The organism is Actinoplanes sp. NPDC051494 (genome assembly GCF_044454705.1).
In the GTDB taxonomy this organism is placed as follows: Bacteria; Actinomycetota; Actinomycetes; order Mycobacteriales; family Micromonosporaceae; genus Actinoplanes.
On sequence record NZ_JBITDZ010000017.1, the window covers coordinates 66175 to 78961 of the forward strand.

The 12787-nt window shown below is 72.1% G+C and carries 11 protein-coding genes; 6 read left to right on the top strand and 5 right to left on the bottom strand.

The annotated features are described in order from the left end of the window. Window positions 1–6 precede the first annotated feature (6 nt). Window positions 7–1401: a TetR/AcrR family transcriptional regulator gene (locus ACIA6A_RS39170; protein ID WP_396103190.1), complete on the bottom strand. Its 1395-nt coding sequence runs from the start codon at window positions 1399–1401 to the stop codon at window positions 7–9. Window positions 1402–1494: 93 nt separating this feature from the next. Between ACIA6A_RS39170 and ACIA6A_RS39175 the strand changes: the two genes are divergently transcribed. Then, window positions 1495–2448, top strand: a complete 954-nt coding sequence (locus ACIA6A_RS39175) for an ATP-binding cassette domain-containing protein (protein ID WP_396103191.1) — start codon at window positions 1495–1497, stop codon at window positions 2446–2448. Between the two features lie 133 nt (window positions 2449–2581). Then, complete coding sequence (locus ACIA6A_RS39180) at window positions 2582–3346, top strand: ABC transporter permease (RefSeq protein WP_396103192.1); 765 nt, start codon at window positions 2582–2584, stop codon at window positions 3344–3346. An 83-nt stretch (window positions 3347–3429) separates the two neighbouring features. Here the strand turns inward: ACIA6A_RS39180 and ACIA6A_RS39185 are convergent, their stop codons facing one another. Continuing rightward, entirely contained in the window at window positions 3430–4251 is an 822-nt protein-coding gene (locus tag ACIA6A_RS39185) for a DUF72 domain-containing protein (protein ID WP_396103253.1), read from the bottom strand. 133 nt (window positions 4252–4384) lie between these two features. On the opposite strand from ACIA6A_RS39185, the gene ACIA6A_RS39190 reads away from it, so the two are divergent. Beyond that, entirely contained in the window at window positions 4385–5614 is a 1230-nt protein-coding gene (locus tag ACIA6A_RS39190; RefSeq protein WP_396103193.1) for a VanW family protein, read from the top strand. Here the strand turns inward: ACIA6A_RS39190 and ACIA6A_RS39195 are convergent. Further along, window positions 5596–6204 (bottom strand): TetR/AcrR family transcriptional regulator, encoded by a 609-nt coding sequence (locus ACIA6A_RS39195; RefSeq protein ID WP_396103194.1) that lies wholly within the window; start codon window positions 6202–6204, stop codon window positions 5596–5598. The genes ACIA6A_RS39190 and ACIA6A_RS39195 overlap by 19 nt on opposite strands. 71 nt (window positions 6205–6275) lie before the next feature. On the opposite strand from ACIA6A_RS39195, the gene ACIA6A_RS39200 reads away from it, so the two are divergent. Continuing rightward, window positions 6276–6854 carry a cysteine hydrolase family protein gene (locus ACIA6A_RS39200; protein WP_396103254.1) on the top strand — a complete coding sequence of 193 codons (579 nt, stop codon included), beginning with the start codon at window positions 6276–6278 and terminating at the stop codon, window positions 6852–6854. Here the strand turns inward: ACIA6A_RS39200 and ACIA6A_RS39205 are convergent. Further along, on the bottom strand, window positions 6829–8043 hold the full coding sequence (locus tag ACIA6A_RS39205) for a globin domain-containing protein (RefSeq protein WP_396103195.1): 1215 nt from the start codon (window positions 8041–8043) through the stop codon (window positions 6829–6831). The two genes, ACIA6A_RS39200 and ACIA6A_RS39205, sit on opposite strands and share 26 nt — an antisense overlap. 16 nt (window positions 8044–8059) lie before the next feature. Further along, complete coding sequence (locus ACIA6A_RS39210) at window positions 8060–8500, bottom strand: RrF2 family transcriptional regulator (RefSeq protein ID WP_396103196.1); 441 nt, start codon at window positions 8498–8500, stop codon at window positions 8060–8062. A 114-nt stretch (window positions 8501–8614) separates the two neighbouring features. Between ACIA6A_RS39210 and ACIA6A_RS39215 the strand changes: the two genes are divergently transcribed. Continuing rightward, window positions 8615–11296 (top strand): alpha/beta hydrolase family protein, encoded by a 2682-nt coding sequence (locus tag ACIA6A_RS39215; protein WP_396103197.1) that lies wholly within the window; start codon window positions 8615–8617, stop codon window positions 11294–11296. Window positions 11297–11420: 124 nt separating this feature from the next. Further along, complete coding sequence (locus tag ACIA6A_RS39220; protein ID WP_396103198.1) at window positions 11421–12785, top strand: Nramp family divalent metal transporter; 1365 nt, start codon at window positions 11421–11423, stop codon at window positions 12783–12785. Window positions 12786–12787: the final 2 nt, after the last annotated feature.

Sequence of the window (12787 nt, forward strand, 5' to 3'; positions counted from 1 at the left end):
AGGCACTCAACTCCCACCGTCCCGGCTGCCGCGCGTCTCAAGGCCCCGGCCACCGTTCGGCGTGGCGCCCCGGTCGCCGCCTGACGAGGCGGCTTGGCCGCTGCGGGGTTTCGCGCCCCGGTCGCCGCCTGATGAGGCGGCTTGGCCACCGCGGGGTTTCGCGCCCCGGTCGCCGTTCGGCGTGGTGTCCCGGCTGCTGCTTGGCTCCGGGTCCTGGCTGCCGCCCGGTTCGGTGCCCCGCGCACTGTCCATTTCCGTGCGCGGGCTGCCACTTGGCTTCGTACCCAGGTTGTCATCGGCGTCCGTACCCCGTCCGCCGCGTCCGTACCGCACACCGTCGCTGGTGTTACCTGCGCCAAGGCCTGCCGCATGGCCCGCACCGCGGCCGTCAGCGCGGCTCACGATGTGCCCGCCCATGATCCGTACCGCGCTCTCGGTCTCGTCCCCGGCCTCGACGCCGGTCGCGGCCGCGACCGTGCCGGCGTCGTCGATCACCACCTGGAAGCCCGGCCATCCCGGCGTGGTGACCGCTTGCCGCAGGCATCCGGCCAGGTCGGTGAGCCGGAACCGGACCAGCGCGCCGAGCTCGGCCGGGTCGCCGGTCACCACGACGACGGTGACCCGGTCGCCGTCCCGGGCGGCGCGAACGGCCTCTTCCGCCGCGCCGAGCCGTGCTGTTCCCACGATGAGGATCACCCCGTCCTCGTCCAGCCTCGCCGTGTTGCCGGTGAGGACGTCCGGGAGTCCGCCGGGGGCCACCCATTGTTCGTCGACGGATCGCGCGGGATCGACGTACGGCAGGTGCGGCGGGTTCCAGGTCTCGGCGAGCTCCAGAGTGGACAGATGCCGGCAGGCGAGCGCGACGTCGAACGGATCACCGAATCCGGGTGCGGTCTCCGCCATCCGGGCAGCCCCGTCCAGCACGGTGAGCACCAGCTCGGCCAGTCTCACCCGCCGGCCGCCCGGTCCGTGGGCTTCCAGCGCCCTGGCCAGCAGCAAAGACTCCAGCCGGGAGAGTTGCGCGAGCGCGGCACGCCCCGCCTCGTGCGCGAACACACCGGTGAGCGATCGCAACTGCAGGTTTGCGCCCGCTGCGGTCTCCGCACTGAGCGGAAGCCGTTCGAGTCGTACGCGTGCGAACGCCCCGATTGCCGCCGCCAGCCCAGGTTCGGGGTCGGCGGGTGGGCCGGACGGTGTGGTCATGTCCAGCAGGACGGCCAGATAGAGGGCGCGCTTGCTCGAAAAGTTCGAATAGACGGCGCCCCGTGTCAGGTCCGCCCGGTCGGCGATGCGGTCGATCTTGGCATCGGCGTAGCCGTGGTCGGCGAATTCCGTCCGGGCCGCTGTGAGCACCGCCGCCCGGGTCAGTTCCTGCTGTTGTGCCCGGGTCAGCCGCGCCATCGAGCCTCCTGTAGTGATCTTCTGCCAGTTAAGATACCGTCATCATCCAGATGATGCCAACATCCGAATTTCTTGCCCTTCGGAGGGTGCCAGGTGAGTGAAGACGACGGCGATCTGTACGCGGAGAGCCTGAGCAAGAGCTTCGGCAAGGTCACGGCGCTCGAGGATGTCGGCCTGATCGTGCCGCGCGGGCAGGTCATGGGCCTGCTCGGACCCAACGGCGCGGGGAAGACCACCCTGATCCGGATCCTCGCGACGCTGCTGCGCCCCGACCGCGGACACGCCACGGTGGCAGGCTTCGATGTCCGGCACCGACCCGATGAGGTACGCCGCCGGATCGCGCTTTCCGGTCAGCACACCAGCGTCGACGAGGAGCTGAGCGGCTCGGCGAACCTGGTGCTCATCGCCCGGCTGCTCGGATTCTCCCGGCGTGCCGCGGTGGCGCGGAGCCGTGAACTGCTGAGCCGGTTCGCTCTGGAGAACGCCGCCGCCCGCCGCGTCGACGGCTACTCCGGAGGCATGCGGCGACGGCTGGACCTGGCGGCGAGCCTGGTCGGTCACCCCCGGGTGCTCTTTCTCGACGAGCCCTCGGTGGGGCTCGACCCCGGCAGACGTGAGGAACTCTGGAGCCCGATCCGCACCCTCGCCGACGACGGGGTCACCGTGCTGCTGACCACGCAGTATCTGGAGGAGGCCGATGCGCTCGCCGACACGATCACCGTGCTCGATCACGGCCGGGTCATCGCGACCGGGACCCCCGCGGAGCTGAAGAGCCGGGTCGGCGGGCACACCGTCACCGTCCGGCCGGGGGATCCGGCGGAGACCGCGGCCGCCGCGGCCGTGCTGGCCGAGGTCACCGGCCAGGAGCCGACCCGGTCGGCCCGGGACGAGGTGATGGTCCCGGTGGCCGGCGACGCCGAGTTCTTCGAGATCACCACGCGGCTCCGCGAACGGTCCATCGGCGTCAGCGAGGTCTCACTCCGCCTGCCCAGCCTTGACGAGGTCTTTCTCGCCCTGACCGGCACCCCCGCGGAGGCGAGTACATGAACGACGCAGCGGTAAGTGGTCGCGATCCCGGACCGGGTGCGGGAATGAGCAGCGTCGCAATAACCGGTGCGCGAGTTGCCGCCGGCCCAGCAGGCAGTGCGCGGATGGACGGCGCTCGTATGGAGGTTTGTGCATGACCGGGACGATGCGACAGAGTCTGGTGCTCGCTGCGCGCAGTCTGGCCAAGTCCGCGCGCAATCCGGGGGCCGTGGTGAACGGGATCGTCACCCCGGCGCTTCTCCTGGTGCTCTTCCTGTACCTGTTCGGCACGTCGGTGGCCGGCTCCACCGGTGCCTACCTGCAGTATCTCTTCCCGGGGATCCTTGTCGTGGGTGCCGGGCTGGCCGGGCTGGTCTCCACCGGCACCGCCATCAACCTGGACCTGAAGAATGGGGTCACCGACCGTTTCCGCAGCCTCCCGATCAGCCGGTCGGCGCCGCTGCTGGGCTCGGTCCTGGCCGACGTGGTGCGGTACGTGCTCGCGGTGGCGATACTTTTCGCCCTGGGAACCGCGCTCGGTTACCGGGTGCACGGCGGCCCGGTCGCCGCAGCCGCCGCGATCGGGCTGGCGATCCTGTTCGGGTTCTGTCTGAGCTGGGTCACCGTGCTGCTCGGGGTGCTCGTCAAGGACGCGAACGCGGTGCTGGCCTTCAGTTTCATGACGTTCCTGCCCCTGCAACTGGGCACCAGTCTCGCTGCGCCGACCGATACGCTGCCTGGCTGGCTCGGCGCCTGGGCCGGCGTCAACCCGGTCACCCACGCGATGGATGCCTGCCGGAACCTGTTGAACGGCACGACAACGAACGCCACGGCGATGACCACCACGCTCATCTGGTGCGCGGCGTTGTTTGTCGTCTTCTGCCCACTCGCGGTCCGCGCATACCGCCGCCAGGAGTAGCCACGTCGCCGAGCTGCTCCGGGAGCCCGTCATCGCCGACGTCCCGGATGCCGGTGAGGTTCCGGATCCGGAACCGGTCGATCTCAGAACAGGGTGAGCGGCTCGACCGGCTCCGGGGACGGGAGCGGGTCGAGGTCCGGCACCAGGGCGCGGACCTCGTCGTGGAAGCGGCGGGCCAGCGCCGGGGCGTCGGCGTTGTCCGGGGTGTGCAGGAACATGGTCGGGGTGCGGCCCTCGCGGAGCCACCCGGCCACGACCGGGAGCCAGGGCTGCCAGCCCTCGACGGTCCGGGCCGGGTCGTCGCGGCCCAGGTACCGCACGATCGGCTGGTCGGTCAGCGCGACGTCGCGCAGCGGCATACGCGGTTTCTTGCCCCAGGCCTCACGTTCGGATTCGCTGACCGGCAGGCTGCTGAAGAACGCGGTCGTGTCGAACGGGACCCATTCCGCGCGCACCGTGGCGAGCACCCGTTCCAGCGGCCCGGGGTCGGTGAAGAAGGCCGGATCGCGCACCTCCACGGCGTACCGATGGGTGGGGGGTAAACGGCGCAGAAAGCCGGCCAGGACCGGCAGATCGGACGGGCCGAACGAGCCCGGCAGTTGCACCCAGAGCGCGTGGACCCGCGGGCCGAGCGGCTCGATGGCGTCCAGGAACGCGCGGACCGGAACCTCCGCGCCGGTCAGCCGGTGGTCGTGGGTGATCGTGCGGGGGAGTTTGAGCACGAAGCGGAAGTCCGGGCCGGTCTGCTGGGCCCAGCTGGTGACCGTCTCGCGGGTCGGGGTCGCGTAGAACGTGGTGTTGCCCTCGACCGCGTCGCACCAGCCGGAGTAGTAGCGCAGGCGTTCCTGGGCGGGCGGCAGCGGTTGCGGCAGGAAACGACCCTGCCAGGACTTGAGGGTCCACATGGCGCATCCCACGTGCAGGCGCATGGCTGGAGATCCCCCTGGGGCGACGGAACGGACCGGTCCAATCTACCGGCGGCCCGGATACCGTCGTTCGACCGATGGCGGGCGCCCGGTGCCGGATCATGATCGCGTGGTGAGGAAATCGTTGCTGCTGGTGCCCGCCGGGGTCGCGGTGGCCGGGCTGGCCGCCGTCGCGGTCCTGGTCAGGCCGTCACCGTTGGTGCACGCCGACACGTACGTCGCCGGCGTCGCGGTGGGTGGGCTGGACGCCGGCCAGCTGCGCCGCGCGCTGGACGCCCAGGTGCGGGCCAAGGTCGAACGGGCCGTGCGGCTTCGGGTGGGGACGGACGACGTCGAGGTCCGGCCGGCCGAGCTCGGCATCCGGCTCGACGTCGACGCCACCGACCGCGGGGTGCGGCGCTCACGGTGGCGGTGGCTGAAGCCGGGGCGCCGTGACGTCACGCCGGTCCTCGTCGTCGACCCGGGGGCGCGGGCCGCGCTCGACGACCGGCTGCGGGAATTCCGGTGGGCCGCTCACGACCGTACGGTCACGCTGGCGAAACCGGGCACGGTGCTGGACGGCAAGGGTGACCTGTCGTACACGGCGTCGCGGCGCGGGGTGAGCGTCGACGCGGGATCGGCCGGGCAGGACGTCGACACCGCCGCGGGCCTGCGGGAGCTGACCGCCGCGGTCGCGAGCGGTGCGACCACCGCGCGGCTGGCCGTCACCACCGTCGCGGCCGGCGAGCACGACCCGGCGCTGGCCGGGGTGGACCAGCTCATCGGCACATTCACCACGTACCACCCGTGCTGTGCGCCCCGGGTCACCAACATCCACCGCATCGCGGCGCTGGTGGACGGCACGGTGGTCGCTGCGGGCGCGACGTTCTCGCTCAACGACACGGCGGGGGAGCGTACGGCCGCCCGGGGTTTCGTCGCCGCCCCGGCCATCGTCGACGGTGAGCTGCAGGACCAGCTCGGCGGCGGGGTGTCGCAGTTCTCGACGACGTTGTTCAACGCGGCGTGGTTCGCCGGGCTCGACATCCAGCGGCACCAGCCGCACAGCCTCTACATCAGCCGGTACCCGCCGGGGCGCGAGGCGACGCTGGACTGGCGCGCGATCGACCAGGTGATCCGCAACGACACGGCGGCGCCGATGGTGATCCGGGTCCGGACCACGGACACGTCCGTCACGGTCGGGATCTACGGCCACACCGGCGACCGGGTGGTCGATTCGGTCACCGGGGCCCGTCGCCCCCGGGCGGAGGGCGGCTTCGCCGTCACGGTACGCCGGACCGTGCACCAGGACGGCGACGTGTCCGGCACCGACAGCCTGAACTGGGGTTACCGCGGCCTGGACTGATCGGCCCGGGGCACGACATCGTCGCCGAGCAGGGCGTCGACGACGGCGCGCAGCGGTCCGGCCAGCTCCGGGGCGGTGGCGGAACTCAGCGGCTGGAGGCCGGCCGCCGAGCGGATGACCGCGACGCCCACGCCGAGGGCCACCAGCAGCTCGGCCCGCAGCACCCGCTCGGGGTCGTCCGGCCCGCCGGTGGCGTCGAGGACCTGCTGGGTGAACTCACGCAGGGCTCTGCGGCGCAGCTCGTCGACCTGGTCGTCGGCGGACGGGCGCAGCAGCATCAGGACCGGGTGCTCGCCGAACTCGGGCCATGCCCCGGCGGAGAGCTGCCGGCTGAGCGCCTCGGCGAACGCGGCCCGGTCGGGCGGCACCCCGGCGGCGCCGCCCAGGCTCCGGGGCGCGTCCGCGATCGCGGCCTTGAACAGGCCTTCCTTGGAGCCGAAGTAGCGCTTGATGAGGGCGATGTTGACGCCCGCGTCGGCGGCCACGTCCCGGGTCGTGGTGCGGTCGTAGCCGTACCGGGTGAACCGGATCCGGGCGGCGTCCAGCAGGGCCTGGCGCGTCGCGGTGGCATCCCGCCGCTTCCCGGTCATCGGCCACCCCTCAAGTAATCACGTGTTGACATCTTGCCCGCAGCGTCGTTACGTTAGCAAGTAATCACATGATGACTTACCCTGGAAGGACCACCGTGGCCCAGTCCGCTCTCCTCGTCATGGACGTGCAAAGCGTCGTGCTCAGCCGGTATCCCGACCCGGACTACCTGCCCCGGCTCCGCGAGGCGATCGACGCGGCGCGCGCGGCGGGCGTACCTGTGATCTATGTGGTGGTGGGCTTCCGTCCCGACTTCGCCGAGGTCAGCGCGCGCAACAAGATGTTCGGCGGGATGAAGGCCCGGGCCGGCAGCATGCCCGCGGGAGACCCGGGCCCCGGCATCCACCCGGACGTGGCACCCGCCCCGGGCGACATCGTGGTCACCAAGCGGCGGGTCAGCGGCTTCGCCGGCAGCGACCTCGACATGGTGCTGCGCGCCGGGGAGATCGACCACCTCGTGCTCACCGGCGTCGCCACCAGCGGCGTCGTGCTGTCCACCCTGCGTCAGGCGGCCGACCTCGACTTCACCCTGACCGTGCTCGCCGACGGCTGCCTCGACGGCGACCCCGAGGTGCAGCGGGTGCTCACCGAGAAGGTCTTCCCCATGCAGGCGGCCGTCACCACGATCACGACGTGGGTGCAAGAGCTCTAGGGGCCGCCTGCCACTGCTCGGAGCCGAAGACCTCGTAGTGGATCCGGTCGTCGGGCAGCCCGCGCCGGTGCAGACCGGCCCGGACCGCCTGCATGAACGGGACGGGGCCGCACAGGTAGACCTCGGCGTCCGGGTGGAGCGGGATCTCGTCCGGGTCGAGGCGCCCGGTCCGCGCGCCGTCGCCGCCCTGTTCGTACCAGACGAGGTGGCGGAACGTGCGCAGCCGGGACCCGCTGCCGCTGATGTCGGCGCGCAGCGGGTGCCGGTCGCGGCCGCGGTCCGCGTGCACGGCGGTGACCTCGCGGGTCGGGTCGGTGCGCGCGACGTGGTCCAGGATCGCGGCCATCGGGGTGATGCCCACGCCGGCACTGATCAGCAGCAACGGCGCGGCACCGGCAGTCAGGACCAGATTTCCGTACGGATGACCGAGCCGCAGCCGGTCCCCGGCGTGCACGTGCTCGTGCAGGAATCCGGAGACCACACCGTCCGGTGCGCCGCCGGTCCCGCGGACCCGGCGCACCGTGATCCGCAGCGTTGCGCCGGTCGCCGCCTGGGAGAGGGAATACTGCCGGAGCTGCCGGCTGCCGTCGGGCAGGGTCGCGGCGACCGTGACGTACTGGCCCGGCCGGAACGTGGGCGCCGGCCCGCCGTCCCGCGGCACGAGCACGAACGACACCGTGTCGTGGGCCTCGGCGACCCGGCTCGCGACGGTGTACTCCCGCCACGGGTCGGTGCCGTCCACCCCGGCCTCGGCCGACAACCGGGCCTCCCGGCCGATCAGCCGCGCCGCGAACAGCCAGTAGACCTCGTCCCAGGCCGCCGCGACCGCCGGTGTGACCGCGTCGCCGAGCACCGTGGCGACCGCGCCCAGCAGGTAGCGGCCGACCATCGTGTACTGCTCGGGGCGGATGCCGAGCGCGCAGTGCCGCTGCGCGATCCGCTCCACGATGTGGTCGGACACGGCGGCGTCCGGCCCGGTGCCGATCAGGTGCGACGCGAACGCGGCGACCGCGCCGGCCAGGGCGCTCCGCTGCTCGCCGGTGGCCTGCGCGCTGCGGCTGAACAGGTCGAGCAGCTCGGGGTTCTCGCCGAGCATCGTGTCGTAGAAGACGCCCGAGATCTCCTCGATGTGCTGCCCGACGACGGGCAGCGTCGCCGCGACGACCGGGGTGCTGGTGCTGGAGAGCATCGATCCTCCTCGGGGATCAGGGTTGGCGGGTGCCGAGGGTGAGCAGCACCTGCCGGGTGGGGGGTGCGGCCAGCTCACCGACCGTGATCGGGTCGAGGCTGGCGTAGAACGCTTCCTGGGCGACCCGCAGCGCGCCGCGCAACCGGCAGCCGCCGCGCAGCGGGCAGGGCTCGGCCGGGTCGCCGTCGCAGTCGACGACCTCGGTGGCGCCCTCCAGCTCGCGGACCAGGGCGCCGACCGAGGCGTCCCGCGCGGCGGGGGCGAGGCGGACGCCGCCGCCACGACCGCGGACCGTCTCGAGCAACCGCAGCTTCTGCAGCCGCTGCACCACCTTGGCCAGGTGGTGCCGTGGCACCGCCAGCGACCCGGCCAGCTCGTCGATGGTGAGCTGGTCCGCGCGGGCCGTCGCGAGCATGAGCACCCGCAGGCCGATGTCGGTGGAACGGTTCAGTCGCACAAAACGACCCTAGGCTTAAAGAAGAGTATTAGAGTCCTCTTTATGGTGAGGGTCACAGCACTGTTGCTTCGATCGATATCGACCGCGTTGCATGCGTTGGCTAGACACGGACGCATGCGCAGAGTTCTCGTATCGGCCGCGCTCGCCGCGGCCCTGGTAACCGGAGCGGCCGGGCACGCCTGGGCCGCACCGCCCCCGCAGCAGCCACCGGGGGAGTCCGGCCGGTGGTCCGTGGCGGGTGGCACCCTGACCTGGCGCTCCGAGCGGCCGGTGCCGATCGGTGACGCCGCGGTCGAGTTCTGGGCCGGCGGCAAGCCGCTGGGCCGGCCGCACATCGGCGCCGACAGCAGGACCCTCACGCTCGACCTGAGCGGTGCGGACAACCTCGACGACCTTTCCGTACGGGCCGGGGGCCGGCGCCTCGACCAGGACCCGCCCGCCGCCCGGCGCGGTGCCGCCGCGGTGGCCGGTGTGCCCGCCCAGCAGCCCGCGAACGCCGTCGACCCGGGCGTCAAGGGCCGATACCGGACAGTCACGGGTGAGTACGCGCTCAACGACGTCAAGCTCCCGGAGTTCCCGGCCGGGATCGAGATGCGGGCGGTGGTGGTCGCGCCCAAGGGCGCACCCGGCAAACGCCCGCTTGCGCTGTTCCTGCACGGGCGGCACTCGGTGTGCTTCGCCGGCCAGGACGACGGGCCGTTCGAGTGGCCCTGCCCGGCCGGCTACGCGCCGATCCCCAGCTACCGCGGGTACCTGCAGGCCCAGCAACTGCTGGCGTCGCAGGGCTACGTGACCGTGTCGATCTCGGCCAACGGCATCAGCGCGCAGGACAACGCGGTCGAGGACGCCGGCGCACAGGCCCGGTCCTCCCTGGTACGCCGCCATCTCGCGCTCTGGGCCGGCTGGTCGGGCGCAGACCGTACCCGGGCTCCGGCGATCGTCCGGGCCGCACCCCGCGCCGACCTCTCGCGGGTCTTCCTCATGGGCCACTCCCGGGGTGGTGAGGGTGTCAGCCGCGCCGCGCTGGACTCGTTGACCCCGCCGGCCGCCGCGACGGACGGCTACCGCGGCAAGGTGCGCTGGACGATCCGCGGCCTGCTGCTGATCGGCCCGACCATCTTCGGTCAGAACCCGGTGCCGGACGTACCCTCGGCGACGATCCTGCCGGGCTGCGACGGTGACGTCTCCGACCTGCAGGGCCAGATCTTCGTCGACGGCACCCGCGGCGTCAGCAAGGGCAGGGCCCTGCACAGCTCCCTGTACGTGATCGGGGCCAACCACAACTACTTCAACAGCGAGTGGACGCCGGGGCAGGCCGCGGCGCCCGCCTGGGACGACTTCTGGTCCGACGAGGAGTCACCGGACCCGGTCTGCGACCCGGGCACCGCGACCCGGCTGACCGCGGCGCAGGAGCAGACCGCCGGTGCCACGTACATCGCCGCCGCGGCCCGGCTCTTCGTCGGCGGGGACGACCGGGTGCGCCCGCTGCTGGACGGCAGCGGTGTCCGGGCCCGTTCGGCGGACCCGGCACGGGTGCTCAGTCACGCGCTCGGCGGCCGTCGTACGCCGGTGCTGGCCCCGGATCCCACGGTCGCGGTGAGCGCCGGAGCCCGGATCTGCGAGCAGATCGGCGTGGACGCGGCGACGTCGTGTCTCGACCCGGAGAACTTCACGTCCGGGTCGCCGCACTTCGCGAGCTTCGGCATCTATCCCGAGCCGGGCCGGTACGCGGCCGACGTGACCTGGTCGGCGCCGGGCAGACCGGTGACGTTCACCCCGGCCCGCGCCGCCGGCGTGACCGGGTCGCGGAACCTCGAGCTGCGGCTGGCCGTCCCGCCGAACAGCACGGGCACGCGCTTCGGTGTCGCGGTCGTCGGGCCGGACGGCCGCCGCACCGCACTCGGCGACGTGCGGCTCGACGGGCTGCCCGGCACCGAACGGACCACGTCGTGGTGGGCTCAGGAGGTGCGGGTGCCGCTCAAGGGCGTACGCACGGTCGCGAAGCTGGAGCTGACCCCGCGTACCGCCACCGGCCGGGCGCTGCTCATCGACGCCTGGGGCTGGACCGCCGGCACGCCCGACCCGGCCCTGACGTCGTTGCCGCGCATCGACGTCGGCACGATCCAGGTGCCCGAGGGTGACACCGGGACGAAGAGCTACGAGGTGCCGGTACGGGTCAGCAGGCCGGGCACCGGCCGGGTGCGGGTGTTCCTGCTCGACACCTCGACGTACGCGAGCACGTCGTTCGTGGCCACCGTCCGCCCCGGGGACCGGGTGATCAAGGTGCCGGCCGAGGTCACCGGCGACACGCTGTGGGGCGAGGGGGAGCGGGCGCTGGTGCTCGCGAAGGCCGAGAAGGGTTTCGTGGTCGGCGACTACGTCGGCGGCCTCGACGTACGCGACGACGACCCGCGGCCGGTGATCACCGTGCAACCGGCCACCTCCCGGGTCGCCGAGGGCGAGACGTTGCGCTGGGAGTTCGCGCTCTCGGCGCCGGCCGAGTCCTACATCTGGGCGGCCGCCTACCCGCGGGTCCCGGCGAGCGGCGCCGAACTGTCCAGCACGGACGTCGACGCGGACTGGTTCCGGTCGTACTCCGGTGAGTACCCGGAGCCCTCGCGGCCGCTGTCGCAGACCCAGGCCACGTTGTACCTGGACTTCCCGCCCGGGGAGACCGCCTCCGAGATCACCGTGCCGACCGTCGCCGACGATGTCACGGAGCCCGAGGAACGGATCGAGGCGTCCTTCCAGGACACCGACTTCGCCATCGACCCGCTGATCGGCATCGTCCACTAGCTGTACACATCGGGCGGTACCGGTTCCGGCTGATCCCGGAACCGGTACCGCCTTCCGCTGCCCTTGACAGGTCTCCGGTGCGCCGCCGATAACTAACGTACTGGTTCGTACATCAGGGGGCGGCGTGTCTGCACAGGATCTGCCCGAACCGCTGTCGCTGCGGCGCATGATCGGCCCCGGGGTGGTCGCGGTCGGCATCGGCATGGCGGCCGGCGAGATCATCCTCTGGCCGTACCTGGTCGTGCTGAGCGGTCTCGGCCTGCTCTGGCTCGCCCTCGCCACCCTGGCCGTCCAGTTCGTCATCAACATGGAGATCGAGCGCTACACGCTGGCCACCGGCCAGACCGTCGTGGCCGGCTTCTCCCGCTGGTGGAAGGGCTGGGGCGTGATCATCTGCCTGGCCGGCGCGTTCCAGTACGCCTGGCCGGGCTGGGCCACCAGCGGCTCCACGGTGCTGACCTACCTGGTGGGCGGCGGCGACCCGGTCTGGATCACCGTCATCGGCCTGATCCTGGTCGGCACGCTGCTGTCCATCTCCAAGGTCATCTACACCACGGTCGAACGCGTCGAGGCGGTCAAGGTCGGCCTCACGCTGTTCTTCCTGCTCGTGGTCGTCGTCTTCGTCATCTCGCTGTCCACCTGGCGCGAGGCGGTCACCACCCCGGTCCTCGAGTTCGGCCGCATCCCCGCCGAGGTCACGTTCACCCTGCTGCTGAGCGCGATCGGCGCGGCCGGCGCGGGCGGCGTGCACAACCTCGTGCTCAGCAACTGGATCCGCGACAAGCGCTACGGGATGGGCGCGCACGTGCCCCGGCTCGTCTCGCCGATCACCGGCCGGGTCGAGGCGGCCGGCACCGACCGCTTCACCCCCAACCTGGACGAGGCCGGACTGGCCCGCTGGCGCGTCTGGTGGCGCCGGGCCAACGCCGAGCACCTGGTCACGTTCGTGCTGGTCTGCGCGGTGACCATCACCATCATGAGCATGCTCGCCTACGAGACCCTCGCCGGCCGCGCCGGCCTCGCCAACACCCCGGCCTTCCTGCGGATCGAGGGCGAGGTGCTCGCCGACCGGGTGGGGGACTGGCTGCGCCTGCTGTTCCTCGCGGTCGCCGCGGTGTCGCTGTGGGCGGCGGCGATGGGCCTGCTCGACGTGATCGGCCGGCTGACCGCGGACTTCGTGCGCCGCACCTTTGTGCCGGTCTGGAGCGAACCCCGGTTGTACCTGCTGGTGGTCTGGACCGAGGTGGTCCTCGGCTCGATCATCCTGCTGGCCGGGTTCACCCAGCCGCTCGGGCTGCTCATCATCTCCACCTGCGCGGCCTCGGTGGTCACCCTGCTGTACTCGGTCCTGCTGGTCCGCCTCAACCTCCGCGACCTCCCGCCCCCGATCCGCATGCGCGGCTGGCGCCTCGGTGGCATGCTCGTCGCCATCGGCTTCTACGGCTTCTTCGCCGTGGCCATGGTGGTCACCCAGCTCCAGCGGCTGTGATC

Bases quoted from the DNA above. Each gene is read 5' to 3' on its own strand.
- ACIA6A_RS39170 (WP_396103190.1), bottom strand. From the start codon at position 1,401: ATGGCGCGGCTGACCCGGGCACAACAGCAGGAACTGACCCGGGCGGCG.
- ACIA6A_RS39180 (WP_396103192.1), top strand. From the start codon at position 2,582: ATGACCGGGACGATGCGACAGAGTCTGGTGCTCGCTGCGCGCAGTCTG.
- ACIA6A_RS39185 (WP_396103253.1), bottom strand. From the start codon at position 4,251: ATGTGGACCCTCAAGTCCTGGCAGGGTCGTTTCCTGCCGCAACCGCTG.
- ACIA6A_RS39195 (WP_396103194.1), bottom strand. From the start codon at position 6,204: ATGACCGGGAAGCGGCGGGATGCCACCGCGACGCGCCAGGCCCTGCTG.
- ACIA6A_RS39200 (WP_396103254.1), top strand. From the start codon at position 6,276: ATGACTTACCCTGGAAGGACCACCGTGGCCCAGTCCGCTCTCCTCGTC.
- ACIA6A_RS39205 (WP_396103195.1), bottom strand. From the start codon at position 8,043: ATGCTCTCCAGCACCAGCACCCCGGTCGTCGCGGCGACGCTGCCCGTC.
- ACIA6A_RS39215 (WP_396103197.1), top strand. From the start codon at position 8,615: ATGCGCAGAGTTCTCGTATCGGCCGCGCTCGCCGCGGCCCTGGTAACC.